At 45.6% G+C, this 23,493-nt stretch carries 21 protein-coding genes and 1 riboswitch; of the genes, 15 read left to right on the top strand and 6 right to left on the bottom strand.

Annotated elements, in window-relative coordinates:
- Positions 1-20 precede the first annotated feature (20 nt).
- Positions 21-803 (bottom strand): exodeoxyribonuclease III, encoded by a 783-nt coding sequence (locus JaK3_RS01110; protein WP_068319818.1) that lies wholly within the window; start codon positions 801-803, stop codon positions 21-23.
- A gap of 8 nt (positions 804-811) precedes the next feature.
- Here JaK3_RS01110 and pyrE point away from each other — a divergent pair, with 8 nt between their 5' ends.
- Complete coding sequence (pyrE, locus tag JaK3_RS01105; RefSeq protein ID WP_068319816.1) at positions 812-1,480, top strand: orotate phosphoribosyltransferase; 669 nt, start codon at positions 812-814, stop codon at positions 1,478-1,480.
- Between the two features lie 12 nt (positions 1,481-1,492).
- Here the strand turns inward: pyrE and dapF are convergent, their stop codons facing one another.
- Genes dapF through JaK3_RS01090 form a run of 3 tightly spaced genes read right to left on the bottom strand, consistent with a single transcriptional unit; the run spans position 1,493 to position 4,190 of the window.
- A complete protein-coding gene (dapF, locus tag JaK3_RS01100) occupies positions 1,493-2,347 on the bottom strand; it encodes a diaminopimelate epimerase (protein WP_068320642.1) in 855 nt (284 codons plus the stop codon).
- Positions 2,348-2,406: 59 nt separating this feature from the next.
- On the bottom strand, positions 2,407-3,306 hold the full coding sequence (locus JaK3_RS01095) for an LpxL/LpxP family acyltransferase (protein ID WP_068319814.1): 900 nt from the start codon (positions 3,304-3,306) through the stop codon (positions 2,407-2,409).
- A gap of 23 nt (positions 3,307-3,329) precedes the next feature.
- The gene (locus tag JaK3_RS01090) at positions 3,330-4,190 is read right to left on the bottom strand and encodes a lysophospholipid acyltransferase family protein (protein WP_068319812.1); all 861 of its coding nucleotides are present in this window, start codon (positions 4,188-4,190) and stop codon (positions 3,330-3,332) included.
- A gap of 203 nt (positions 4,191-4,393) precedes the next feature.
- On the opposite strand from JaK3_RS01090, the gene metK reads away from it, so the two are divergent.
- The 3 genes from metK to metF all read left to right on the top strand — a co-directional run bounded on the left by metK (position 4,394) and on the right by metF (position 8,108).
- A complete protein-coding gene (gene metK, locus JaK3_RS01085; protein WP_068319810.1) occupies positions 4,394-5,560 on the top strand; it encodes a methionine adenosyltransferase in 1,167 nt (388 codons plus the stop codon).
- A 67-nt stretch (positions 5,561-5,627) separates the two neighbouring features.
- Positions 5,628-5,733: riboswitch (S-adenosyl-L-homocysteine riboswitch) on the top strand.
- Positions 5,734-5,794: 61 nt separating this feature from the next.
- On the top strand, positions 5,795-7,240 hold the full coding sequence (gene ahcY, locus JaK3_RS01080) for an adenosylhomocysteinase (protein WP_068319808.1): 1,446 nt from the start codon (positions 5,795-5,797) through the stop codon (positions 7,238-7,240).
- A 37-nt stretch (positions 7,241-7,277) separates the two neighbouring features.
- Positions 7,278-8,108, top strand: coding sequence for a methylenetetrahydrofolate reductase [NAD(P)H] (gene metF, locus JaK3_RS01075; protein ID WP_068319806.1), 831 nt, complete (start codon positions 7,278-7,280; stop codon positions 8,106-8,108).
- Here the strand turns inward: metF and JaK3_RS01070 are convergent.
- The gene (locus JaK3_RS01070) at positions 8,097-8,714 is read right to left on the bottom strand and encodes a 5-formyltetrahydrofolate cyclo-ligase (protein WP_240480845.1); all 618 of its coding nucleotides are present in this window, start codon (positions 8,712-8,714) and stop codon (positions 8,097-8,099) included. The genes metF and JaK3_RS01070 overlap by 12 nt on opposite strands.
- A 93-nt stretch (positions 8,715-8,807) precedes the next feature.
- Here JaK3_RS01070 and JaK3_RS01065 point away from each other — a divergent pair, with 93 nt between their 5' ends.
- From JaK3_RS01065 to JaK3_RS01055, 3 genes are read left to right on the top strand one after another with little or no spacing between them, the layout of a single operon-like run.
- Entirely contained in the window at positions 8,808-10,766 is a 1,959-nt protein-coding gene (locus tag JaK3_RS01065; protein WP_068319802.1) for a lytic transglycosylase domain-containing protein, read from the top strand.
- A gap of 36 nt (positions 10,767-10,802) precedes the next feature.
- Entirely contained in the window at positions 10,803-11,711 is a 909-nt protein-coding gene (locus tag JaK3_RS01060) for a complex I NDUFA9 subunit family protein (protein ID WP_068319800.1), read from the top strand.
- Positions 11,711-12,841 (top strand): tRNA nucleotidyltransferase/poly(A) polymerase-related protein, encoded by a 1,131-nt coding sequence (locus tag JaK3_RS01055; protein ID WP_068319798.1) that lies wholly within the window; start codon positions 11,711-11,713, stop codon positions 12,839-12,841. The genes JaK3_RS01060 and JaK3_RS01055 overlap by 1 nt, the downstream gene beginning before the upstream one ends.
- Before the next feature lie 9 nt (positions 12,842-12,850).
- Here the strand turns inward: JaK3_RS01055 and JaK3_RS01050 are convergent, their stop codons facing one another.
- Positions 12,851-14,038 (bottom strand): class I SAM-dependent methyltransferase, encoded by a 1,188-nt coding sequence (locus JaK3_RS01050; protein WP_068319796.1) that lies wholly within the window; start codon positions 14,036-14,038, stop codon positions 12,851-12,853.
- A gap of 25 nt (positions 14,039-14,063) precedes the next feature.
- On the opposite strand from JaK3_RS01050, the gene JaK3_RS01045 reads away from it, so the two are divergent.
- From JaK3_RS01045 to JaK3_RS01010, 8 genes are all read left to right on the top strand, one after another.
- Positions 14,064-14,873, top strand: a complete 810-nt coding sequence (locus JaK3_RS01045) for an SDR family oxidoreductase (RefSeq protein WP_068319794.1) — start codon at positions 14,064-14,066, stop codon at positions 14,871-14,873.
- 22 nt (positions 14,874-14,895) lie between these two features.
- Complete coding sequence (locus JaK3_RS01040) at positions 14,896-15,291, top strand: dihydroneopterin aldolase (protein ID WP_068319792.1); 396 nt, start codon at positions 14,896-14,898, stop codon at positions 15,289-15,291.
- A gap of 30 nt (positions 15,292-15,321) precedes the next feature.
- Positions 15,322-16,230 (top strand): tRNA 2-thiocytidine(32) synthetase TtcA, encoded by a 909-nt coding sequence (ttcA, locus tag JaK3_RS01035; protein WP_068319790.1) that lies wholly within the window; start codon positions 15,322-15,324, stop codon positions 16,228-16,230.
- Positions 16,227-17,765, top strand: coding sequence for a bifunctional UDP-N-acetylglucosamine diphosphorylase/glucosamine-1-phosphate N-acetyltransferase GlmU (gene glmU, locus JaK3_RS01030; protein ID WP_068319788.1), 1,539 nt, complete (start codon positions 16,227-16,229; stop codon positions 17,763-17,765). The genes ttcA and glmU overlap by 4 nt, the downstream gene beginning before the upstream one ends.
- Complete coding sequence (glmS, locus tag JaK3_RS01025) at positions 17,765-19,597, top strand: glutamine--fructose-6-phosphate transaminase (isomerizing) (RefSeq protein WP_068319786.1); 1,833 nt, start codon at positions 17,765-17,767, stop codon at positions 19,595-19,597. Before glmU ends, glmS begins: the two co-directional genes overlap by 1 nt.
- A gap of 22 nt (positions 19,598-19,619) precedes the next feature.
- Positions 19,620-20,423, top strand: a complete 804-nt coding sequence (locus JaK3_RS01020) for a hypothetical protein (RefSeq protein WP_068319784.1) — start codon at positions 19,620-19,622, stop codon at positions 20,421-20,423.
- Positions 20,424-20,640: 217 nt separating this feature from the next.
- Positions 20,641-22,179, top strand: coding sequence for an efflux transporter outer membrane subunit (locus tag JaK3_RS01015; RefSeq protein WP_068319778.1), 1,539 nt, complete (start codon positions 20,641-20,643; stop codon positions 22,177-22,179).
- 169 nt (positions 22,180-22,348) lie between these two features.
- The gene (locus tag JaK3_RS01010; protein ID WP_068320640.1) at positions 22,349-23,488 is read left to right on the top strand and encodes an efflux RND transporter periplasmic adaptor subunit; all 1,140 of its coding nucleotides are present in this window, start codon (positions 22,349-22,351) and stop codon (positions 23,486-23,488) included.
- Positions 23,489-23,493 lie beyond the last annotated feature (5 nt).

Here is a 23,493-nt window from a genome sequence, read left to right as displayed (position 1 = left end):
TTATTGCAATTTACTGCCGCTTAAATTTTCCAGTCGTAATCCACAGTGAGTGGTGCGTGATCTGAAAATTTTTCATCTTTATATACGGTGGTTTTCTTAGCGGTTTGCGCAATACCTGGTGTGCTAATGTGATAGTCAATGCGCCACCCCACGTTTTTTGCATAAGCCTGTCCGCGATTACTCCACCAGGTGTAACAAGTCTCAGTCGCTTCGGGCTCGAGCTGACGATAGACATCGACGTAACCTACTTTGCTAAATAGATTGGTTAGCCATGCGCGTTCTTCGGGTAAGAATCCAGAATTTTTGAGATTACCTTTCCAGTTCTTCAGGTCGATTTCTTGATGGGCAATATTGACGTCTCCACAAAGCACAATCTCTCGACCTGATTTTTTGAGGGCTACGAGATGTGGCAAAAAGCTATCAAGATAGCGGTATTTAGCCTCTTGACGCTCAGGCGAGCTGGAGCCAGAGGGCATGTAAACCGAAATAACAGAAAGCCCTTTAAAGCGCGCCTCTACATAACGCCCCTCGGCATCGAACTCTTCATTGCCGTACCCGTATAAGACCTCATCAGGCTTATGAGGGGTATAAATGCCGCAGCCGCTATAGCCCTTCTTCTCGGCATGGTGGAAGTAGGCATGCATACCATCGGGATTGAGAATGGCGTCTTCCAAATCATCGCGCTGGGCTTTGAGCTCCTGCATACAAATGAAGTCAGCCTTTTGCTTTACGGCCCATGGCAGAAAGCCTTTTTTGACTGCGGAACGGATACCGTTGAGGTTCGCGGAAATGATGCGTAACATGTAGGCCTATGAGCTCAAATAATTCAAATCAAGATAACTTTATACGTTTTGCCTTAGAGGCAAAGGTTTTGTCCTTCGGGGAGTTTAAAACCAAAGCTGGCAGACTCTCGCCTTATTTCTTTAATGCTGGTGAATTCAATGACGGCGCTCGTTTGAGTGCGCTAGGCCGCTACTATTCCAAAGCATTACAAGAGTCGAAGCTGCAATTCGACATGCTTTATGGCCCAGCCTATAAAGGAATCACGTTAGCAGCTGCTACAGCAATCGCTTTGGCTGATGATGGCATCAACGTTCCTTACGCCTATAACCGCAAAGAAGCCAAAGATCATGGTGAAGGCGGAGTCTTGGTGGGTGCTCCTGTTAAGGGGCGAGTAGTGATTATTGATGACGTGATTTCTGCTGGGACCTCTGTGAGAGAGTCGGTGGATCTGATCCGCAAGGCGGGTGCAGAACCTGCTGCAGTATTGATTGCTTTAGATCGTATGGAGCGTTCAGGTAACGCTGTGGATATTGGCGATAAATCTGCTGTGCAAGCAGTAGAGCTAGAGTTTGGTTTGCCAGTGATTTCGATTGCGAACCTGACTGGCTTGATGTCGTTTCTGACAGCATCAAGCGATACTCAGCTAACGAATTATTTGCCCGCAGTAAAAGCGTATCGCGAGAAGTACGGCATCTAAGAGCACTCGCTCTTAGATTTCTGTTTCACCTTCAAATACCGTGACTGCCGGGCCAGTCATGATGACTGATTGAGCAACACCGTCAACGGTTCCAGCCCAAGCAACCTGTAAGTCGCCGCCGCGTGTATGCACCTTTACTGGTGAATCTAATAAACCTCTGCGAATGCCAGAAACAACTGCCGCACATGCGCCGGTGCCACAGGCCAAGGTTTCACCAGCACCACGCTCAAACACGCGCAATTTAATTTCATTGCGATTGATAACTTGTAGGTAGCCTGCATTTACTTTTTTGGGGAACGCTGCAAACCCTTCAATCTCAGGACCTTCTTCAAGTACGGGCGCGCTATCAACATCGCCAACCACTTGAACTGCATGTGGATTGCCCATAGATAAAACACCAACCAAGCTGTCGTGTGTAGCTGGGTAGTTCAGCGGAAGCGCATATAGCGTCTCTTGAAACTCTTGTACGCTAGCCAAACCAGTTGCATTAAATGGAATGTGACTATGTTCAAAAATAGGCGCGCCCATATCCACCTCTACTTGCCCATCAGGATGAGATTTGAGGGTAAGCACGGTGTGCGCTACTTCAACGCGCAAGGGATTCTTATTGGAAAGACCTTGATCTAATACAAAACGTACAAAGCAACGAGAGCCATTGCCGCATTGCTCCACTTCACCGCCATCAGCATTAAAAATGCGATATCGAAAATCGGCATCTGGGCGCGTCGCTTTTTCAACCAGAAGAATTTGATCTGCGCCAATGCCGAATTGGCGGTGTGCCAATGCTTGCCACTGTTCACGCGTAATGCCGCTCAGGTCTTGATCGATGCCATTGAGCACAATGAAGTCATTGCCAGCACCATGCATTTTGGTGAAGCGTAGCTTGCGTAGTGGATTGTTTGTATTAATGCTCAAAATATTTCCATTTAATCGTAAAGACTCGGCTCGCCTGGCGGCCGATGTTTAAAGCGTTTATGTACCCAATAGTACTCCGCTGGTCTTTCACGAACAAGCTCTTCAATATATTGGTTGAGGCGCGCAGTATCCTGTTCCACATCATCGCTTGGAAAGTTAGGTAAGGGCGGACTGATGTGGCAGGTATAGCCTTTGCGATCTTTATTTAACGTAGTTGTCATAAGGCACACCTCAGCCCCGCTGAGCCTTGCTAGGCGGGATACAGAGGTAATGGTATTTGTTTGGATACCGAAGAAGGGAACAAAGACCGAATCCCGCGGCCCTAAATCAATATCAGGCGCAATAAAAATAAAGTTACCCGTTTGAATTTCGCGAATGAGATCGCGTAAGCGACTCTGTCTTTCAATGGACTTGCCACCAAAACGATTTCTCCATTCAATCATTTTTTGATTGAAGAAAGGATTCTTCATATTTTGATAAAGACCGGCACCGCGTGGCCAATCGTGTTGAGTAGCCAATACGGAAAGCGCCATAAAGCCACCTTCAAGGCCAACAAAGTGTGGATTAATGAGAAGGCGTGGTTTGCGATCTCCTAAGGTGATCGCTGATTCAATGGTGACGATATCGGTAATTTGTTTGCCACTACCAAGCCAGATGCGGCTTCTCTCTAGTACGCTGCGACCAAATAATTTCCAATGCTCAATTGCAAGCTTGTCTATTTCTTCTTCGCTCAGATTCGGAAAGCACAAACGCAAATTGGTTTTGACTACTTTGCTACGCCCATTCGGAATATGTGCTGCAAGCCAACCTAGGCCATAGCCAACATGGACAGTAATCGTATAGGGTAAAAAAGCAAAGAGGCGCAGAAGACTGAGCGCCAAGAAATTGAAAAGGTTTTGTAACCAGGTCATTCCAGAAATGATAACGAATTAATTTAATTGCTTGGAGGCAATTCTGCACCAGCGGGATGCTTGTAGCGGTTGTAGGACCATATGAATTGTTCTGGTGCAACAAGGACTGCATTTTCAATAGCAATGTTTAGCTCTGCGGCGGCAGTGTTGGCATCTTCAGATAACGGCGTAAGGCGAGTTGCTTGCATTAGCCAGCCTTGGCCGATACCTTTACGCTTAGCGGTAAACATCACGACTGGAGTGTTGTTGCGGTTAGCAAGACGAGCTGGCAATGGTGTTGTGTAAGCTGGGCGCCCGAAAAATGGTACCCACACACCCTCACCACCGCTAGGCACTTGATCAGGAAGAATGCCAATGGCCTCACCCCTTGTGAGTGCTCGAGTCATTTGACGTACGCCATTAAGGTTGGTCGGAACAAAATGCATATTGGGATAGGCGCGACCTTCTTCCACCACTTCATTGAGCCATTCTTGGCGTGACGGACGGTACAGAATGGTTGCAGGGAAATGTTGCGCCAAGACGCGGGGAATAATTTCAAAGCCGCCTAGATGGGGTGTAAGCATAACCAGGCCATGCCCTTCGCCAATCGCCGCTTCAACGACATCCCAGTTTTGCACATCAACTAATTTCAGTGCTTTTTGTGGGTTGCGCCAAATCCACAGGCTATCTGAAAACAGCATTCCAGATGCTCTAATGGCCTCCCAAAGCTTGAATGGCAATTTGCGAGCTTGGACTACGGCTTCATATTGAGGTCGAAAGAGTGAGCGGTATTGCTTTGAGCCAACATAAGCGAGCATGCCTAAAAAAGCCCCAATTACCTGAACCAAGGCAAGAGGAAGCACGGCAATCGTATTGAGACAGAGCTTAAGTAGGAGTTTTTGCACCCCCTAATGATATTCAATGCCGCTCTTACTGTGTGGATTTCAGCCTGCCTTGCCCAATTGGCAGCTTTTCGGATAGAATCCTTTCATCGCTGAGTTAAGGCAACTTGCAGGGCGATTCATAAATTCTGCTAAAGCGTCGCCGTTGTAGTTCCTGGCACGTCGAGTTGTCCCAATGATCGTGTTAATTAATAAAGGAATATGCAATGGCAAACGATTACTTCTTTACCTCAGAATCTGTTTCTGAAGGTCACCCCGATAAAGTAGCAGACCAAATTTCTGATTCGATTCTTGATGCTATCTTGGCTCAAGATCCAACTGCACGCGTTGCAGCAGAAACATTGTGCAACACCGGCTTGGTAGTTTTGGCTGGTGAAATCACTACTAACGCAAACGTTGATTACATCCAAGTTGCTCGCAATACTTTGCGTGAAATTGGTTACGACAATACTGATTACGGTATCGACTACAAAGGCTGTGCAGTATTGGTTGCCTATGACAAGCAAAGTCCTGATATCGCTCAAGGCGTTGATAAGGCTCATGACGATGGCTTGGATCAAGGCGCTGGCGACCAAGGTTTGATGTTTGGTTACGCTTGTGATGAAACTGCAGAGCTCATGCCTTTGCCAATTCATTTGTCACATCGTTTAGTTGAGCGTCAATCCCAATTGCGCCGTGATGGCCGTTTGAACTGGTTGCGCCCTGATGCAAAGTCACAAGTGACATTGCGTTATGTAGACGGCAAGCCTGACTCTATCGATACAGTTGTGTTGTCTACTCAGCATGATGAAGATATATCTCTCGAAAAGTTGCGCGAAGCAGTCATCGAAGAAATCATCAAACCAGTATTGCCTAAGCATTTAATCAAAGGTGCGATTAACTTCTTGGTTAATCCAACGGGTCGTTTTGTGATCGGCGGTCCACAAGGTGATTGCGGTTTAACTGGTCGCAAAATTATTGTGGATACCTACGGTGGCGCAGCTCCTCATGGCGGTGGCGCTTTCTCTGGAAAGGATCCGTCTAAGGTTGACCGCTCTGCAGCATACGCTGGCCGTTATGTTGCAAAGAACGTGGTTGCTGCTGGTTTGGCAAGCAAGTGCTTGATTCAGATTTCTTACGCGATTGGTGTTGCTAAACCAACTTCAGTAATGGTGAGCACATTTGGCACAGGCAAGATTTCAGATGAGAAGATTGCTCAATTGGTTTCTGAGCACTTTGACTTGCGTCCAAAAGGCATTGTGAAGATGCTTAACCTCTTGCGCCCAATTTACAAGAAGACTGCTGCTTACGGCCACTTTGGTCGTGAGGAGCCAGAATTTACTTGGGAGCAAACAGACAAGGCGGCTGCATTACGTGCCGCAGCAGGTCTGTAAGTAGGAAATACGCAGTTTGTAGGTGTATTGAGGCGAAATATGCCGTAATTGTTTACAATTACGGCATACCTTCAAGGAGCGTTGCAAGGAATGCTGAGACCCAGTACTTCCCCAGGCTTGAAGGGAGTGGATTCCTAAACGGAGTTTGCTAATTGCAACCGCGCTCGCTAACCCATGATTCAATGGCTAGCGAGTTTCTACTCCAGCATTGGATCGTATTTAGCTGGAGCATTAATGAATACCGTTTCTGATTTAAATAACTTTGTTGCAACTCGTTGCGCAATTGCTGATATCACTTTGGCTGACTTTGGCCGCAAAGAAATCGCGATTGCTGAAACTGAGATGCCTGGCTTGATCGCTATTCGTGACGAGTTTGCTGCACAACAGCCGTTACGCGGTGCACGCATTACTGGTTCATTGCATATGACCATTCAAACAGCTGTGCTGATTGAAACCCTGGAGGCACTTGGTGCTGAAGTTCAATGGGCATCTTGCAATATTTTCTCTACACAAGATCACGCTGCTGCAGCAATCGCTGCTAATGGCACTCCTGTATTTGCGATCAAGGGTGAAACCCTTGAGCAGTACTGGGACTTTACCCATCGTATTTTTGAGTGGGCTGATGGCGGATACACCAACATGATTTTGGATGACGGTGGCGATGCTACTTTGTTGTTGCACCTTGGTGCGCGCGCTGAAAAAGATCAAGCTTGCTTGAATCACCCAACTAGCGAAGAAGAAACCATTTTGTTCGCAGCCATTAAGAAGAAATTGGCGCAAGACCCGATTTGGTACTCAACACGCCTGGAAAAAGTAAAAGGCGTTACAGAAGAAACCACTACAGGCGTACATCGCTTGTATCAAATGTTCGCCAAGGGCGATTTGAAGTTCCCAGCAATCAACGTAAACGACTCCGTTACTAAGAGCAAGTTCGACAACCTCTACGGTTGCCGCGAATCTTTAGTTGATGCAATCAAGCGCGCTACTGATGTGATGGTTGCCGGTAAGGTTGCAGTGGTTTGTGGCTACGGCGATGTGGGCAAAGGTTCTGCACAGGCATTGCGTGCTTTGTCTGCTCAAGTGTGGGTTACTGAAGTAGACCCAATTTGTGCATTGCAAGCTGCGATGGAAGGTTACCGTGTTGTAACGATGGATTACGCCGCTGACAAAGCAGACATCTTCGTGTCGGCAACTGGTAACTACCATGTGATTACGCATGACCACATGGTGAAGATGAAGAATCAAGCCATCGTTTGTAACATCGGCCACTTTGATAATGAGATCGATGTTGCTGGTATTGAGAAATACAAGTGGGAAGAAATTAAGCCACAAGTTGATCATGTGATTTTCCCGGCAGCCAATGGCAAGCCTGAGAAGCGCATCATCATTTTGGCTAAAGGCCGCTTGGTTAACCTCGGTTGCGGTACAGGACATCCTTCTTACGTAATGAGCTCTTCATTTGCAAACCAAGTGATTGCGCAAATTGAATTGTGGAATGCAGTAGGTACAGATAAATACCCAATCGGTGTTTACACATTGCCTAAGCATTTGGATGAGAAGGTTGCACGCTTACAGCTCAAGACTCTCAATGCAGAGTTGACTGTGTTGTCAGATCAGCAAGCTTCCTACATTGGCGTAACGAAGGAAGGCCCATATAAGGCTGACCACTACCGTTATTAATCCAATCACTGTTCAATAGATACCTAGGCCCAAAATCATGGAATTAAGCGTCGAATTCTTTCCTCCAAAAACACCTGAAGGTGAGAGTAAGTTGCATCTTGTGCGTGAGCGTTTTTCTGAAACGCTTAAGCCTACGTTTTATTCCGTGACCTTTGGTGCCGGTGGTTCTACACAGTCTGGCACATTAAAAGTGGTGAGTGATATTCATGCTGCTGGTGCAGCGGTTGCCCCCCACTTATCTTGTGTTGGTAGCTCACGTGAAAGCGTGCGCGAGATGCTCAAGCAATATCAAGCCTTAGGCGTAAAGCGTATTGTGGCTTTGCGCGGTGACTTGCCATCTGGCATGGGCCAGTATGGCGAGTTTCATCATGCCAATGAATTAGTTGAATTTATTCGTGCAGAAACAGGCGATTGGTTTCATATCGATGTCGCTGCATATCCAGAAACACATCCACAGGCGAAGTCACCTGCTAGCGATGTTGATTTCTTTGTGCAAAAAATGAAGGCGGGCGCGAACTCTGCAGTCACCCAGTATTTTTATAACAGTGACGCCTACTTCCGTTTTGTGGATGAGGCATATGACCAGGGTGTTACTCAGCCGATCATCGCGGGCATTATGCCGATCACCAATAGCAGCCAGTTATTGCGATTCTCAGATGCATGCGGCGCAGAAATTCCACGCTGGATTCGTTTGCGTCTTCAATCTTATGGCGATGACATTGCATCTATTCGTGCATTTGGCGAAGAGGTGGTGACTGACTTGTGTGACCAGTTATTGACTGCTGGCGCGCCTGGAATTCATTTCTACTCGCTCAATCAGGCTGATGCAGTTTTGGCTATTGCAGATAACTTAGATTTAACGAAGTAATCCAGACTCCGTCAGGAGCATATCTAAGGGCTCATCGTGCGTTTGAGCAGCCCATTGAGAATCATCTAATTTTTGCCAATTAAACCCAATCCCCATGCAAATGAGGTTTGGGTTATTTTTTCGTAGCTGCGCCAGAGTGCGATCGAAGTAACCACCCCCGTAACCCAGACGCCAGTAATGTGTTTTGCCGTCAACTACAGAGCAAGACCAGCCAACACAGGGGATGAGGATGCAGTCAGGGGTCAGTTGCGGGCGCGCAGGATTTTCTGGGTTGGGCTCTGGTACGCCATGCTTGCTTGGAATTAATTGATCCCCTTGGCGCCATTCATAAAAATCCAGATGTTTATCGGGGCGCGCAAATGGCAGTGAAAGAGTCCTATAGGGGGCTTTTTTAGCCCAAGCAACCAAGGTAGAGCGCAAATCGATCTCATCCTGAATAGGCCAATATAGAGCGATAGATTGCCAGGAATCGCCTTGTTCCGATAGCAGTTCATTTAAGTGATCGATGAGGCGCGCTTGAATTTGAGCGTAATCATGCTCGACAGCAAACATAGTCCGTTGCTTCAATAAATTTTGACGAAGAGTTTTTGCTGAATTACCGTGCATATCGACCATTATCAGGCGAAAATTAAAGGATATAGTAATCAAGTTGTTGCCTGACTACAGTCAGGTAAATAGATATGGGGTTAGATAGTAAGAATGAAGTCCGCAATATTCAGTAGCAAGCACCTTTTGATGGCTAAGATTCTGATCTTGGGCCTAGCGCTTGGCATGTCTAGTAGCTTTGCAGAAAAAACCAAAAAGCCAAGCCTACCTAAGTCATATGAGAGCAAAGCTGCTCCCGCAGAAATTACCGATACCGATCGGATGTTTATTGATCTTCGTGAGGCTGCAAAAAAGAACGATGTATTTCGGACTCAGCAACTCTCTTCAAATTTAGCTAACTATCCATTTGATGATTACGTAACTTATTTCCGCATCAAGCCACAGTTGTTTGATAGCGCTGGAGGCGCACGTAATGACTATGGCGCGGATGCTCAAGTCGTTGCATTCTTAAATCAATATCAAGGCACTGCACTAGCAGATCGTATGCGCAATGATTGGCTTTTGGTTTTGGGTAAGCGCAGGGATTGGGCACGCTTTGATGCTGAGTACGCTAAATTTGTATTGGATGACGATACGCAAGTGAAGTGCTACTCCTTGCTATCTAAGTTGTCACAGGGCGAGAACCCAACTAAGCTAGCAATTGATTCGCGTTCAGTCTTATTGGATCCGGGTTACTTTGGGCAGGCTTGCCAAGAGTTGGTGCCCTCGCTAGTTGCTGCTGGTGGCATGACGCCTAGCGAAGCTAAGGCAATTGGCCGTGCTGCTAGTGAAAGAGGTTTTGACACTATGGCGCGCCGACTTGGTGGTGAAGATCCAATAGGGGATATTGTGAAAGCCGCTAAGGCAGATCCTGCTAAAGCCTATCGCGACTTTTCTCAAAATGCTTCGCGCTATAGCAAAGAGAACCAAGCAGTTGCATGGGGTGTAATCGGACAGTTTTTGGCTAAGAAGTTAGATCCCAATGCCGATGATGCTTATCGTTTGCAGCAAGAGCTTGGTTACAACGAACTACTTTCAGTTGAATCGCAAGAGTGGAAAGTGCGAGCTGGTTTACGTGCCAAAGATTGGCCCCTAGTAAAGAACGCGATTGATGGCATGAATCCAGCAGTGCGTGCTAAAGATCCCGCATGGACCTATTGGTATGGCCGAGCACTAAAGGCTGAGGGCCAGGATGCTAAAGCCAAAGATAGTTTTGAGTTGATTGCTGATCAATACAACTTTTATGGTCAACTGGCGCGTGAAGAGCTAGGTAAATCAAATCATGCGCCTGCCAAGACTAAGGTGACTGAGCAAGAGATTGATGCAATGGCAAGCCGTAAAGGATTTATTCGTGGTGAGCGTTTGTATGCCATGAACTTGCGCTTTGAAGGTAATCGCGAGTGGAATTGGGAATTGCGCAATATGACTGATAAGCAGTTATTGGCTGCCGCTGAGTATGCGAAGCGTATTCATCTATACGACCGTGTTGTGAATACCGCTGATCGTACAAAGCAAGAACATGACTTTAGTTTGCGTTACCCAACACCATTTAAAGAAGAGCTATCCCCCATTGCGCGTCAAATCGATTTGAATCTTGCTTGGGCATATGGTTTGATTCGTCAGGAGTCGCGCTTCATCATGAATGCTTCATCCTCTGTCGGTGCATCCGGCTTGATGCAGGTGATGCCTAATACTGCTAAGTACGTAGCCAAAAAAATTGGCATGACAAATTACACTAATGACAAGCTGAGCGACACTAATACCAACCTGACATTGGGTAGTAATTATTTAAATATGGTTCTCGTGGATCTAGATGGCTCTTGGGTTTTGGCTTCGGCGGCCTATAACGCAGGACCCTCTCGCTCAAAAGCTTGGCGTGAAAAATTATCAGGCCCAACCGAAGGCGCAATTTTTGCAGAAACCATTCCATTCACGGAAACACGTGTGTATGTAAAGAACGTACTCTCTAATGCAAATTACTATTCGTCTGTAATGAATGGCCAAACACAATCTTTAAAGCAAAAATTGGGTGTAATTGCGCCGAAGGCTGCGACTCAATCTGAACTTCCTTAAACAATTAATTGCCTCTCCAGGCAAAGAGAGCCTCATATGAAATACGACATCCTTCTGATTGGCGGCAATGGATTTGTAGGGCGAGTGATTGCGGCGCAACTCCAGCTTGCAGGCTATTCTGTATTGATTCCAACAGGCCACTTGGCTGCCGCACGTGAATTACGAATGCTGCCTAAGGTCCACGTTGAAGATGCTGATATTCATGATTTTGATGAACTGCAAAGTCTTTGTGGGCGTATTGATAAAAATGGAGCAGTGATCAATTTGGTTGGTGTTTTGCATGACAAGCCAGCTCAGCCTTATGGAAAAGTATTTAAAGCGGCTCATGTAGATTTGCCAAAAAATATTATTACGGCGATGCAGTTGCATGGCTTAAAGCGGTATTTGCACATGAGTGCACTAGGCGCAGATTCCAATGGCCCTTCCATGTATCAGCGCAGCAAGGGCGATGGTGAGGCTGCAGTCAAGGCAAGCAATTTAGATTGGACCATCTTTAGACCATCGGTCATCTTTGGTGCGCAAGATCAATTTATTAATTTGTTTTCTAAATTGACTAAGTTATTCCCTGCTATGCCTTTAGCCAACCATCAGGCTAAGTTTCAGCCGGTGAGTGTGGATGATGTTGCATCTGCTTTTGTGAAATCCTTATCAATGCCGCAAACAATTCATCAATCTTATGATTTGGTGGGCCCAACGGTTTATACGATGAAAGAAATCGTTGAGTTTGCCGCTCGAAGAGCAAAAACAAGTTGCGCCATTATTCCGGTACCCGCTTTTGTGGGCTATTTACAGGCACTCGCATTTGAGTTCTTGCCCGGACCCACTTTAATGTCTCGTGACAATATTGCCTCGATGCAATTACCTAATACTTTGCCCGCAAACAGTGTCGATGCACTGGCAGATGTATTCAAAATGAGTCGTCGTAGCCTAGAGGGCATGCAGTAATGAAAGTCTATGCAGTGGGCGGTGCTATCAGGGACACCCTGATGGGTTTGCCTGTGCACGATATTGATTATGTTGTGGTCGGCTCCAGCGTAGAAGAAATGATTGCGAAGGGCTACCGCCCTGTAGGAAAAGATTTCCCAGTCTTCTTGCATCCAGAGACTCAGGCTGAATACGCGCTTGCGCGCACTGAGCGCAAGACGGGCCATGGCTATAAAGGCTTCCATTTCTATGCCGATCCTTCCGTTACCTTGGAGCAAGACTTAGAGCGTCGTGATTTAACAATTAATGCAATGGCGCAAGAGGTAGGTGCAGACGGAAAACAGTTTGGACCAATTATTGATCCTTATAACGGTCAAGAAGATTTAGCTGCCAAAATATTCCGGCATGTGTCCGATGCATTTGCAGAAGATCCACTACGTCTATTGCGTATCGCTCGATTCTCTGCGCGTTTCCCAGAATTTAGCGTAGCAGAAGAAACACTCATAGCGTTAAAGGCAATTGTTCAGTCGGGCGAGTTAAATGCTTTGTCGGCCGAGCGTATTTGGCAGGAGCTAGCTAGAGGCTTGATTGCTGCAAAGCCCATGCATTTGTTCCAGGTCTTATTGACTACCGGTGCTGCTAGTGTGCTATTGCCGCCGACATTGGTCACCAAGTTATCTGAAGAGTCTTTTCGGGAGGCGTTAATTACGCACTTCTCATGTGCCAGTAATGGCTTGGATGAGCGTTGCGCAATTACCTTGATGGATTTGCCTGCTGGTGAAATTCGCTCTTGGGCTGATTGTGTTCGTATGCCAATCGAAGTGCGTGATTACTCTGAAATCTTTAGTGACCTGAGAGTTTTAGTAAATAAACACCTCCATCATTCTTATCAAGCTACAGATATTTTGGCTTGGTTTAACCGTGCAGATCTGTGGCGCAAGCCAGAGCGCGCTCAAGCAATTCTGAATCTTGCAGACAAGCTGGGGATGAATGTCTTGCCTTTAGTAAATGCAATGAAGAACACCCAAGCAATCAATACCGCAGAAATTATTGCAAGCATTGCAGCAGAGGATCGCTCAAATGGCGAGCGCATTGGTGGCGCCTTTGAGTCCGCAAGATTGGCTGCAATTACTGCAGCGTTGAATTCTTAAAGCAAGTTACTAGAGTCTATTTCTGCCGCGTAGACCTGGCAGATCTTCAAGGACATGGCCTGGCAGCAAACTTTCTAAGTTCTTAGAAAATGCAAAGGCCTTAAAGAGTTCACCCATCTCCGCTTCGGACAATAGTTTTTGTAGAGAGTTGGATATTGGAAGAAATGTTTCTGGGTCACTAGGATCGCCAATCTCAAGTGCGATATCGCCAATGCCTGCATCTAGTAGGTATGCAGCCTGATTAGTGAGATACACATCATCTACATTTTCTGTCAATGCACTACGTGCAATCTGTGACCAATCAACATGCGTTGTTAGGTCACAAAGACCTGGGAGATAAAAAGGGTCTTGAATCGCATGATGACGATGATGAGCCATCAGCGTACCCTCAAGTCTTTGGGGGTGATAGTACTCACTCTCCGGAAAGCCATAATCGAATGTCAGAAACAAGCCAACTTCTAAATGCTTTGCGACTTGCTGCATCCAAGCATTTGCCGGTGTGTGTAGTTCGGTGACATAGCCCTCAGAGAAGTTGCTGCTTAATAAACTCTTGGGAAGCAACTTTTGTTCAACGGGTGAACCCGCTTTCCAAGTGAGGGCCTCATTCTCGACGGCAACTCCATGCCAATACCAAAAGCCATCTTTAAAAATGATGGCATCACACGGAATGGCGTCAATCACTTCATTAGCAAGAATGATGCCTTTGAAATTTTTAGGTAATTTGCTAAGCCAATTGCGTTGTGTTGTTAGATTAAGTTGTTTAACCGTTGCATTAATGCTTTCCTGTTGACGCTGCGCTAAATCTGGCGAAATTTCAATAATGTCGTAGCGGTCTAATTGAAATCCAAGGTCATTTAGGCGTGTGAGTATGGATGTGGCTAATTTTCCTGTACCTGCACCAAACTCTAAAATTTGTGTGGGCAAGCCTTTGTCTTTGAGGCCCTCAAGTATCGGTAGGAGGGTTGAGCAAATAGCTGCGCCAAATAAGGGGCTCAACTCAGGGGCGGTGGTGAAATCCCCACCCGCACCCAGTTTGTGAGCCCCGGCGCTGTAATAGCCCATACCAGGCTCATATAAGGCCATTTCCATGTAGCGAGAAAAGGGCAGCCATCCGCCCTGAGAGGCGATTTGAGAGGCTATTTTGGCCTTTAGAAGCGCACTATGCTCCATTTCAAGGCTGGTCAAGGTAATATCCATAGCTCGCTAGTCTAAGAGAATTTAATTGAACCCTAGTTCAACATCCCTATCCCAGCAACCAAAGGCAGTTTTAGTGACTGGCGCCGCAAAGCGTCTCGGTCGAGAAATTGCCTTGCAGTTTGCCCGTCAGGGCTGGGATGTTGCTGTTCATTATGGGCGATCAGGTCAAGAGGCCGCCCAAACCGTTGAAGAAATTCAGGGATTTGGAGTTAAAGCTCAGGCTTTTCAGGCAGATTTAGCCGATGAAGTCTCGACGAATAATCTTTTTAAAGTCGTAAGTACTGCTTTTCCGCATCTGAGCTGCTTAGTCAATAGTGCCTCTATTTTTGAATATGATCGCGCCAGTTCAGATACCCCTTTAAGCGGAAAAAGCTTACAAGAGCATATGCAGGTCAATTTGACGGCACCAATTTTGTTATCTCAACTGATGTTTGAATATCAAAAAAGCAAGTCAAACAGATCAGAGGTTGTTCCATCGGTAATTCAATTGCTAGATCAAAAACTCATTAATCTCAATCCAGATTATTTATCTTATACGCTATCAAAAGCCGCACTACTTTCTGCTGTTGAATTATTGGCAATGGATTTTGCGCCGCATCTACGAGTGGTGGGATTGGCGCCTGGAATCTCGCTTCCATCTGGCGATCAAACGAATGATGGTTTTTCTAAAGCGCATCAAATGACACCACTAGGAAAATCTTCAACACCTGCAGATATTGCAATAGCAGCAGTATTTTTAGCGGAGTCTAGTGCTATTACTGGAACTACTTTATATGTAGATGGTGGACAGCATTTATTGCCCTCTACTCGCGATGTGATGTTCAAAACCAATTAAGTATTTTTAAAAAGTAAATTAAATGCACGCCATTCTTTCTCATCCTGCTCTTGTTGACTGCCGTCGCTTATTTTTGCGTGACTATGAAATCTATATCAACATCGGTGTTCATGACTTTGAGAAAAAAGCAGAGCAACGCGTTATCTTGAATGTAGATCTCTATATTCCTTTGGCGATGAATACGCCAACTCAGGATCAATTAGATGAGGTGGTGGATTACGACTTTATGCGTGAAACCATTAAGGCTAGGGCCTCTCAGGGCCATATTCATTTGCAGGAAACCTTCTGTGATGACATCGTGACAGCCATGCTGCTGCATCCTAAAGTGTTAGCTGCGCGCGTTAGTACAGCTAAGCCTGATGTGTATCCAGATTGCCACTCTGTAGGTGTTGAAGTATTTCGTATTAAGACGTCTTAGAGCAACAGTGCAGAAAAGGACGTAATAGTTATGGGCGATATTCGTAAAGTTGTCTTCGAAGAAAACAAGTTAGAGAAAAAACTCTGTCGCTTGGTTGGTCAAGCCATTGGTGACTTTGGCATGATTGAGAATGGCGATAAAGTGATGGTGTGCGTATCTGGTGGTAAAGATAGTTACGCCATGCTCGATATTTTGATGAAGTTGCGTGAGCGCGCACCAATCAATTTTGAAATCGTCGCGGTGAATTTGGATCAAAAGCAACCCAACTTCCCTGCGGAAATATTACCCAATTATCTAAAGGGTTTGGGTGTTCAATATCACATTGAAGAGCAAGATACTTACAGCATTGTGAAGCGTGTGATCCCTGAAGGTAAAACCACTTGTGGATTGTGCTCACGTTTGCGCCGTGGAATTTTGTATCGCGTCGCAGATGAATTAGGTGCAACAAAGATTGCATTGGGACACCATCGCGATGACATCTTAGAAACCTTGATGCTCAATATGTTTTATGCGGGCAAGCTCAAGGGCATGCCACCAAAGTTGCGATCTGATGATGGCAAACATATCGTCATTCGTCCTTTAGCCTACGTTCCCGAAAAGTTGCTAGAGCGTTATGCAACAGATATGAACTTCCCTATCATTCCATGCGATCTCTGTGGCAGTCAGCCCAATCTTCAGCGCCAGGTGATGAAAGAAATGCTGCGCGATTGGGAGAAAAAGCACCCAGGTCGAGTGGAGAACTTATTTCGCTCTATGCACCATATCGTCCCATCCCATTTGATGGATGGCGAGGCTTTTAATTTTAAAAGTCTGGAGATTTCCACCGAGCTCTCTGGGATTGCCGCTAGATCTGCTGGCGACAAGGCAATTGATGAGGCGGAATTAGACGAATTAGCCTGTGGAACCATGATTCAGGGGACTTATAATCCCCCTTTATGAATATCGTCATTTTGGCTGCTGGGCAAGGAAAGCGGATGAAATCCGCTCTGCCCAAGGTCCTGCAAAATCTAGCAGGCAAACCCCTCCTTCAGCACGTCCTCAGTACCGCACTTTCGCTACAGGATAAGAAGGCAAAAACAGGCCCTGTTGTTGTTGTTGGGCATGGGGCGGCAGACGTTAAATCATTTCTATTTAATGCCAGCAAAGAAAATCCAAGTTTTAGCAAAGTAGTGACTGCACTTCAGGCCGAGCAAAAGGGTACCGGTCACGCTTTATTGCAGGCATTGCCAAAATTAGATGTTCAAGAGCCCACATTAGTTTTGTATGGCGATGTTCCACTGACAGCAAAAAAGACTCTCGCAAAATTAGCAAAATTGGCGGATGGCGTGCGAAGTCAAGATAGTGCGCTTGCACTCCTGACGCAAAACTTAAGCAATCCAACTGGTTATGGCCGCATCGTGCGCGATGCCGATGGCTCGGTAAAAGAGATTGTTGAGGAGAAAGATGCAACTCCAGCGCAAAAACAGATTCAAGAAATCAATACCGGCATCATGGTGCTGCCAACAAACTCATTAAAAAAATGGTTAAAGGCTTTGCGTGCAAGTAATGCACAGGGCGAGTATTACTTAACCGATGTGATCGCCATGGCAGTCAAAGATGGCGTACCAATTCGGACAACACAGGCCGATGATGAGTTTGAGACTGTTGGCGTCAATAGTCGCGATCAACTGGCTGCACTTGAGCGCGTTCATCAACTTAATATCGCTAATCAATTAATGGATGCGGGCGTATCTCTGGCTGATCCGGCACGCATTGATGTGCGCGGTACTTTAGAGTGCGGTACGGATGTATCAATAGACGTTGGATGTGTATTTGAAGGCTGCGTTACTTTAGACGCTGGTACAAAAATTGGTCCTTATTGTGTGATTCGCAATAGCGTAATTGGTAAGGGCGTAGTGATTCATGCCTACAGCCATGTAGATGGTGCAAAAGTAGGCAATCAATCTCTGATTGGTCCATATGCCCGCTTACGCCCAGGTGCAGATTTATCAAACGACGTTCATATTGGTAACTTTGTTGAAGTCAAGAACAGCAAAATTGCTGCCAATAGCAAGGCCAACCATTTAGCTTATGTTGGTGACTCCATCGTTGGCTCAAGAGTCAATATTGGTGCCGGTACTATTACTTGTAATTACGACGGCGTTAACAAGCATCAAACAATCATTGAAGATGATGTTTTTATTGGCTCAGATACACAGCTCGTTGCGCCAGTGCGCGTAGGTCGCGGCGCCACATTGGGTGCCGGTACAACGCTCACTAAAGATGCGCCAGCAAACCAGTTGACTGTATCGAGGGCAAAGCAAATTTCATTTCAGTGGCAGCGTCCTGTAAAGCAAGAAAAAAAGAGTATTGTTAAAAAGCCAGCCGCCAAAAAAGTGGCAGCTAAAAAGGTAGCAACAAAAAAATCAGCGAAGAAGACCGCGAAGAAAGTGGTTAAAAAAGTAGTTAAGAAAACTGCAAAAGGTAAGAAATAATGTGCGGTATTGTTGGCGCAGCCTCCCATAAAAATATTGTTGATGTTTTGGTTGAGGGCTTACGCCGCTTAGAGTACCGCGGTTACGACTCTTGTGGTTTTGCGGTCATCAATGGCAATGATGCTAAACACCCAATTGAACGGGCGCGTACTACTGCACGCGTTTCTGAGTTAGCCGAGCAAGGCAAGGATTTTATTGGTACGCTTGGTATTGCCCATACTCGCTGGGCAACTCATGGCAAGCCAGATACACAAAATGCTCACCCACATATTTCCAATGGCTTAATTGCAGTTGTACATAACGGGATTATTGAGAACTACGAATCACTTCGCGCAGAATTAAAAGCTGCTGGGTATGTGTTTACTTCTGAAACTGATACGGAAGTGATCGCTCATTTAGTTCATCAGCAATATGTTGCTAGTGGGCAAAAAGATATTGCACGGTCAGTTAGAGCAGTGCTCCCAAAATTGCATGGCGCCTATGCTATCGGCGTAATTGCCCAAGACAACCCAAACACCCTGGTGGGCGCGCGCGTCGGATCACCTCTAGTGGTAGCAATCGGGGACCATGAGCACTTTTTAGCATCTGATGCCCTGGCTTTGGCCGGCCGTGCTCATTCCATGCTGTATTTGGATGAGGGTGATGTTGCAGTTCTTAAGGCGGATAGTGTTGAGGTGATTGATCAGGCGGGTAAGCCTGCCCAAAGAGAGTTGAAGCCTATGCCTGCGCAAGCTGACTCGGTTGATTTGGGGCCGTATCAGCACTACATGCAAAAAGAAATTTTTGAGCAACCTCGCGCAATCGGCGATACGCTGGCCAATATTGCTGAATTTGGTCCCAGTTTATTTAATGCAAGTCCTGAAGACTGGAAAGCCTTCGATCAAATTTTGATTTTGGCTTGTGGCACCAGCTACTACTCTGCTTGTGTTGCTAAATATTGGTTAGAGGACATCGCCGGTATTCCGACACAAGTTGAAATTGCAAGTGAGTACCGCTATCGGACTACCGTTCCTAATCCAAAAACGTTGATTGTTGTTGTTTCACAATCTGGCGAGACGGCTGATACCTTGGCTGCTTTACGTCATGCCAAGAGTTTGGGACATAAATACACTTTAGCAATTTGTAATGTGGCTAGTAGTGCCATGGTTCGTGAAACTGATTGGCATTTCTTGACCAAAGCTGGAGCTGAAATTGGTGTTGCTTCAACGAAAGCATTTACTACACAACTCTTGGCCTTATATCTCTTGGCAGTTTCATTGGCGAAACGTGCCGGCAGAATCTCTGCTGAAAAAGAAAAAGAATTACTTCGCGAATTACGTCATCTACCTAAAGCCCTGCATGCAGTGTTGGCGCTTGAGCCGCAAATAATTGCCTGGAGTGATGCTTTTGCTAAATGTGAAAATGCGCTCTTCTTAGGTCGTGGCTTGCATTACCCAATCGCACTAGAGGGTGCCTTAAAGCTGAAAGAAATTTCTTATATTCATGCAGAGGCATATCCTGCTGGGGAGTTAAAGCATGGACCGCTTGCATTGGTGACCGATAAGATGCCGGTAGTGACAGTTGCCCCAAAAGATGAGTTGCTAGAAAAACTCAAATCCAACATGCAAGAAGTAAAAGCACGTGGCGGCAAGCTCTATGTATTTGCTGATCATGACACCGAGATTGTGAATAGTGATGGCATTAACGTCATCCGCTTGCCGGAGCACTATGGCAATCTTTCGCCTATCCTGCACGTAGTTCCGCTGCAGTTATTGGCGTATCACACGGCCTGCGTACGTGGTACTGATGTAGACAAGCCTAGAAATTTAGCAAAGAGCGTCACAGTAGAGTAGGGCTAAAAAGTAATTTTTAAGCATGAAAAAAAGATTAACTACCTTATTCATGTTGATGTTTTTTAATATCAACTTTTGTCTTGCATCCAACGATCTGCCAAAGCAAGGCGACCTTATCAGTGGCAGCTATCAGGTGCATATAGATGGTCTCGCAGGAAAGAGCTTATTGAGATCTATTCCGCTGCCTGGAGGAGAATGGATTGTTGTTAGCGCCTGGGATAGACCATCAGTTAACAATGCATTAGCGGGTAACAGAATACAACCAGTGTCTCTAAGAGAAATGGTTTTGGCACAAGTTAATAAAAGCAATCAACTTGTTGCCGCAATATTTTTTACTACCAATTTAGAGTCACATGCCTACAGGTGGGACCCAAATTATTGTAATGATGTAAATGATAATTTTATTTACTCTAATCAATATGGAACGGATCTATGGCAACAGCGCTGCACTAACATTATGGCAACAGGGTATCTTCAGTCATCCACTCCAGGTCAAAATAAGGTCCGAGAGTTTTATAACTCCAAAGGAATTAAATTTGATTCAAATGCCCTTCGGGTGCAAACGTCTGAGTATGATCATCGGGGAAACATACTTCGTCTCGATCTCTTTTATTTTCCAAGCACCTATGGTTTAGAAAACCCCTCTGTTGGTAATTCAACTATGTCTCCATGGTTCAAAACAAATTACAAGCAAGATCCTAAAAAGGTGAAATTTATTGAGGGCCTACAGAAGTGGGCTGATGAGTACTCAAATCTCCAAAATAAATACTTCGGCGGATCCGATAAGCCGGTGGACAAGATAGATCTCTACAAATTTAGTAACTAATTGTTTTTAGGGCTTGAGCCTAAATTTTGTATGCTTGGTGGCTCCAAATTAGAACTTCTTTCAATTTCAATCTGCTATAGCTGAATAAATTTTCATTAGTTTGACATTCTCCTAAAGTTATGAACAAAATTCAGTAGATAAATCAGGGCTTTACGGAGCCCTGATTGCATTTTTGTGTTAAAATAACTCTTGTAAAAGAGGATATTTGTTGCAACTCATGTTTTCGTTGATAAGCCCAAGCTCAAGTTTGAAGTTAATCCCATTAATTTGTGTGGCGGTTCTCTCTGCGTGCGCGGTTGGACCAGACTTTAAGCAACCTGAGGCACCGAAGACCTCTTCATATACTGAAACCCCTCTTACCAAAAAACTCACAACTGCTCCTGGTGTGCCTGGGGGTAGTGATCAAGAGTTTGTTGAAGGTGCTGATATTGAAGCGCAATGGTGGGAGCTTTATAAATCTCCCGAGCTTGATGTACTTATTAAAAAAGCGCTTGAGCAAAATCCAAATTTAGGCGCAGCTGATGCAGCACTCCGCGCAGCCCAAGAAAACGTCAATGCACAAATTGGTGGGCAGTACTTTCCAGCAATTGGCGTTGGCGCAAATGCCTTAAGACAGAAGCAGCCATCAGCTGTTTACGGTTTGAACTATGGCACCGATACTTACAATCTGTACAACACCTCAGTAAATGTTACGTATAAGTTAGATGTATTTGGAGGGGCGCGTAGGGCGGTAGAAGGTGCGCGTGCGCAAGCAGAAGTGGCGCAGTTTCAGTTGGAAGGCGCTTATCTTTCTTTGACCGCCAATGTGGTAACTAGTGCCGTGAGGGAAGCAGCTCTTCGTGCGCAGATGCAGGCAACGGAAGAAATTTTGAAAGCTCAAACCAATCTTGCTGAAGTAACCGAGAAGCAATTAGTGATTGGTACGGTTTCAAAAGTTGACGTTACATCGCAGCGCACATTGGTTTCAAGCTCTCAAGTGGATCTGTTCAACTATGAAAGAAATCTAGCATTTGCACGCAACCAGTTGGCCGTATTGGTGGGTGAGATTCCTAGCAATGCAAATATTGCTAAATTTGATTTAGCAAATTTAAAATTGCCAGAGAAATTACCTCTCTCTGTGCCTTCCAGTCTTGTGCGCCAGCGCCCTGATGTACGAGCTGCAGAGGCACAACTAAAAGCGCAGAACGCTTTTGTGGGTGTCGCAACAGCCAACCTATTGCCGCAATTTAATATCACCGGATCGATTGGCGCTGCGGCACTGACATCAAGCAGTTTATTTGGGCCTAACTCATCTTTATGGACTCTGGGTGGCGGTATCTTGCAGCCGCTTTTCCAAGGCGGTCAGCTATTGGCGCAACGTCGTGGTGCAATTGCTAACTACGAGCAAGCTGCTTTTCAATATCAGGCAACTGTCTTAAATGCATTTCAAGAAGTGGCTAATGCGTTACGTGCTCTAGAGACTGGTGCTCAGGCACTTAAAGCAGCATCAGACGCAGAGCGTTATGCCTATGAAACTTTGGATTTAGTACAGCAGCAATACAAGTTAGGCACAGCAAGTTATTTAGCAGTGCTCTATTACCAAAATCAATATCAACAAGCAAAAGTGAAATCCGTTTCTGCACAAGCAACTCGTTTCTCAGATACAGCAGCATTATTTGCAGCGCTGGGTGGTGGCTGGTGGAATCGTGAAGGCCCCGCCTTTAAACCAAAAGACATAGCGAAAAAAGATCAAAATGAAACTTCTGGAACAAATTAAGAACAAGCTCATTGCTTTAGTTCTTGCCTTATGGGCATGGACAAAACGCAAAGCAATTGAGTGGAAATTACGCGAGAGAGCCATTGCTCTTTGGGAAAAGGCAAAAGCTTTTTGGGCTCGCATGGGGCAAAAATGGCGCGGCACTAAAGCACATGAAAAATTAATGGCTATGGAGCCACTACCCCGCCGTATGACCATCATGCTCTGCGGCGTGTTTCTGTTGCTGGGTTTAATTTTTGCTTTTAATCAGTTAAAGACCTTTTTAATTAAGAATTTTATTGCTGGAATGGGCTTACCTCCTGCAACGGTATCGACTATGGTGGTTGAGTCTTCTGAGTGGCAGCCCAAGTTAACGAGTGTTGGTAATGTGCGTGCATTTAGGGGCGTTGAGCTCAGCACTGAATTGGGCGGCCTTGTACAAACGGTACCTATTAAGTCTGGGCAGGACGTCAAAGAAGGTGATTTGCTGATTAAGTTAAATGACACTTCTGATGTCGCTCAGTTGAATTCATTAAAGGCCATGGCAGATTTGGCTAAGGTGATTAATGAGCGCGATAGGCAGCAGTTGGCAATTCAGGCAATTAGTAAAAACGTATTTGATACGAGTGCTGCAGATGCTAAATCGAAGCAGGCTCAGGTTGAGCAGCAGACGGCATTAGTAGCCAAGAAAAATCTTAAGGCGCCATTTAGTGGGCGCATCGGAATTGTGGCTATCAATCCAGGTCAATATGTGAACCCTGGAGATAAGTTGCTAACACTACAAACTTTGGATCCAATTTTTGTAGATTTCAATTTGCCGCAAAATAATGCTGAGCAAATTCAGGTTGGCCAAGAGGTGGTGGTGACGACCGATGCATTTAAAGATGCGAGCTTCACAGGCAAGATCACGGCCGTTAGTCCAAAGGTAGACACTAATACCCGCAATATTCAGGTTGAGGCTCAACTGGCCAACCCAGATAAGAAAATTCTGCCGGGCATGTTTGCTAACGTCAATATCAAGCTTGGCGATCAGGTGAAGTATTTAACTCTCCCGCAAACAGCAGTTACTTACAACCCTTATGGTTCAACTGTCTTTATTGCCAAACCAACTGGCAAGAAGGATAAGAAAGGCAATCCTACTCTTGAGGCACAACAAGTATTTGTCACAACTGGATTAACACGTGGCGATCAAGTGGCTATTCTCAAAGGTGTTGATGAGGGAGCAACCGTTGTTACTAGTGGTCAGCTGAAGTTAAAGAATGGCACGCCACTAATTATTAACAACAAGGTGCTGCCGGCAAACTCACCTGATCCAAAGCCGCAGGAATAAATAGC

The organism is Polynucleobacter yangtzensis, assembly GCF_001595965.1.
Lineage (GTDB): Bacteria > Pseudomonadota > Gammaproteobacteria > Burkholderiales > Burkholderiaceae > Polynucleobacter > Polynucleobacter yangtzensis.
This window is presented reverse-complemented; position numbering and strand designations above follow the sequence as displayed.

Bases quoted from the DNA above. Each gene is read 5' to 3' on its own strand.
- ahcY (WP_068319808.1), top strand. From the start codon at position 5,795: ATGAATACCGTTTCTGATTTAAATAACTTTGTTGCAACTCGTTGCGCA.
- metF (WP_068319806.1), top strand. From the start codon at position 7,278: ATGGAATTAAGCGTCGAATTCTTTCCTCCAAAAACACCTGAAGGTGAG.
- pyrE (WP_068319816.1), top strand. From the start codon at position 812: ATGAGCTCAAATAATTCAAATCAAGATAACTTTATACGTTTTGCCTTA.
- JaK3_RS01110 (WP_068319818.1), bottom strand. From the start codon at position 803: ATGTTACGCATCATTTCCGCGAACCTCAACGGTATCCGTTCCGCAGTC.
- JaK3_RS01050 (WP_068319796.1), bottom strand. From the start codon at position 14,038: ATGGATATTACCTTGACCAGCCTTGAAATGGAGCATAGTGCGCTTCTA.
- dapF (WP_068320642.1), bottom strand. From the start codon at position 2,347: ATGCATGGTGCTGGCAATGACTTCATTGTGCTCAATGGCATCGATCAA.
- ttcA (WP_068319790.1), top strand. From the start codon at position 15,322: ATGGGCGATATTCGTAAAGTTGTCTTCGAAGAAAACAAGTTAGAGAAA.
- JaK3_RS01040 (WP_068319792.1), top strand. From the start codon at position 14,896: ATGCACGCCATTCTTTCTCATCCTGCTCTTGTTGACTGCCGTCGCTTA.
- JaK3_RS01065 (WP_068319802.1), top strand. From the start codon at position 8,808: ATGAAGTCCGCAATATTCAGTAGCAAGCACCTTTTGATGGCTAAGATT.
- JaK3_RS01015 (WP_068319778.1), top strand. From the start codon at position 20,641: ATGTTTTCGTTGATAAGCCCAAGCTCAAGTTTGAAGTTAATCCCATTA.
- glmU (WP_068319788.1), top strand. From the start codon at position 16,227: ATGAATATCGTCATTTTGGCTGCTGGGCAAGGAAAGCGGATGAAATCC.
- JaK3_RS01070 (WP_240480845.1), bottom strand. From the start codon at position 8,714: ATGCACGGTAATTCAGCAAAAACTCTTCGTCAAAATTTATTGAAGCAA.
- glmS (WP_068319786.1), top strand. From the start codon at position 17,765: ATGTGCGGTATTGTTGGCGCAGCCTCCCATAAAAATATTGTTGATGTT.
- JaK3_RS01055 (WP_068319798.1), top strand. From the start codon at position 11,711: ATGAAAGTCTATGCAGTGGGCGGTGCTATCAGGGACACCCTGATGGGT.
- JaK3_RS01010 (WP_068320640.1), top strand. From the start codon at position 22,349: ATGGAGCCACTACCCCGCCGTATGACCATCATGCTCTGCGGCGTGTTT.
- metK (WP_068319810.1), top strand. From the start codon at position 4,394: ATGGCAAACGATTACTTCTTTACCTCAGAATCTGTTTCTGAAGGTCAC.
- JaK3_RS01020 (WP_068319784.1), top strand. From the start codon at position 19,620: ATGAAAAAAAGATTAACTACCTTATTCATGTTGATGTTTTTTAATATC.
- JaK3_RS01060 (WP_068319800.1), top strand. From the start codon at position 10,803: ATGAAATACGACATCCTTCTGATTGGCGGCAATGGATTTGTAGGGCGA.
- JaK3_RS01095 (WP_068319814.1), bottom strand. From the start codon at position 3,306: ATGACCTGGTTACAAAACCTTTTCAATTTCTTGGCGCTCAGTCTTCTG.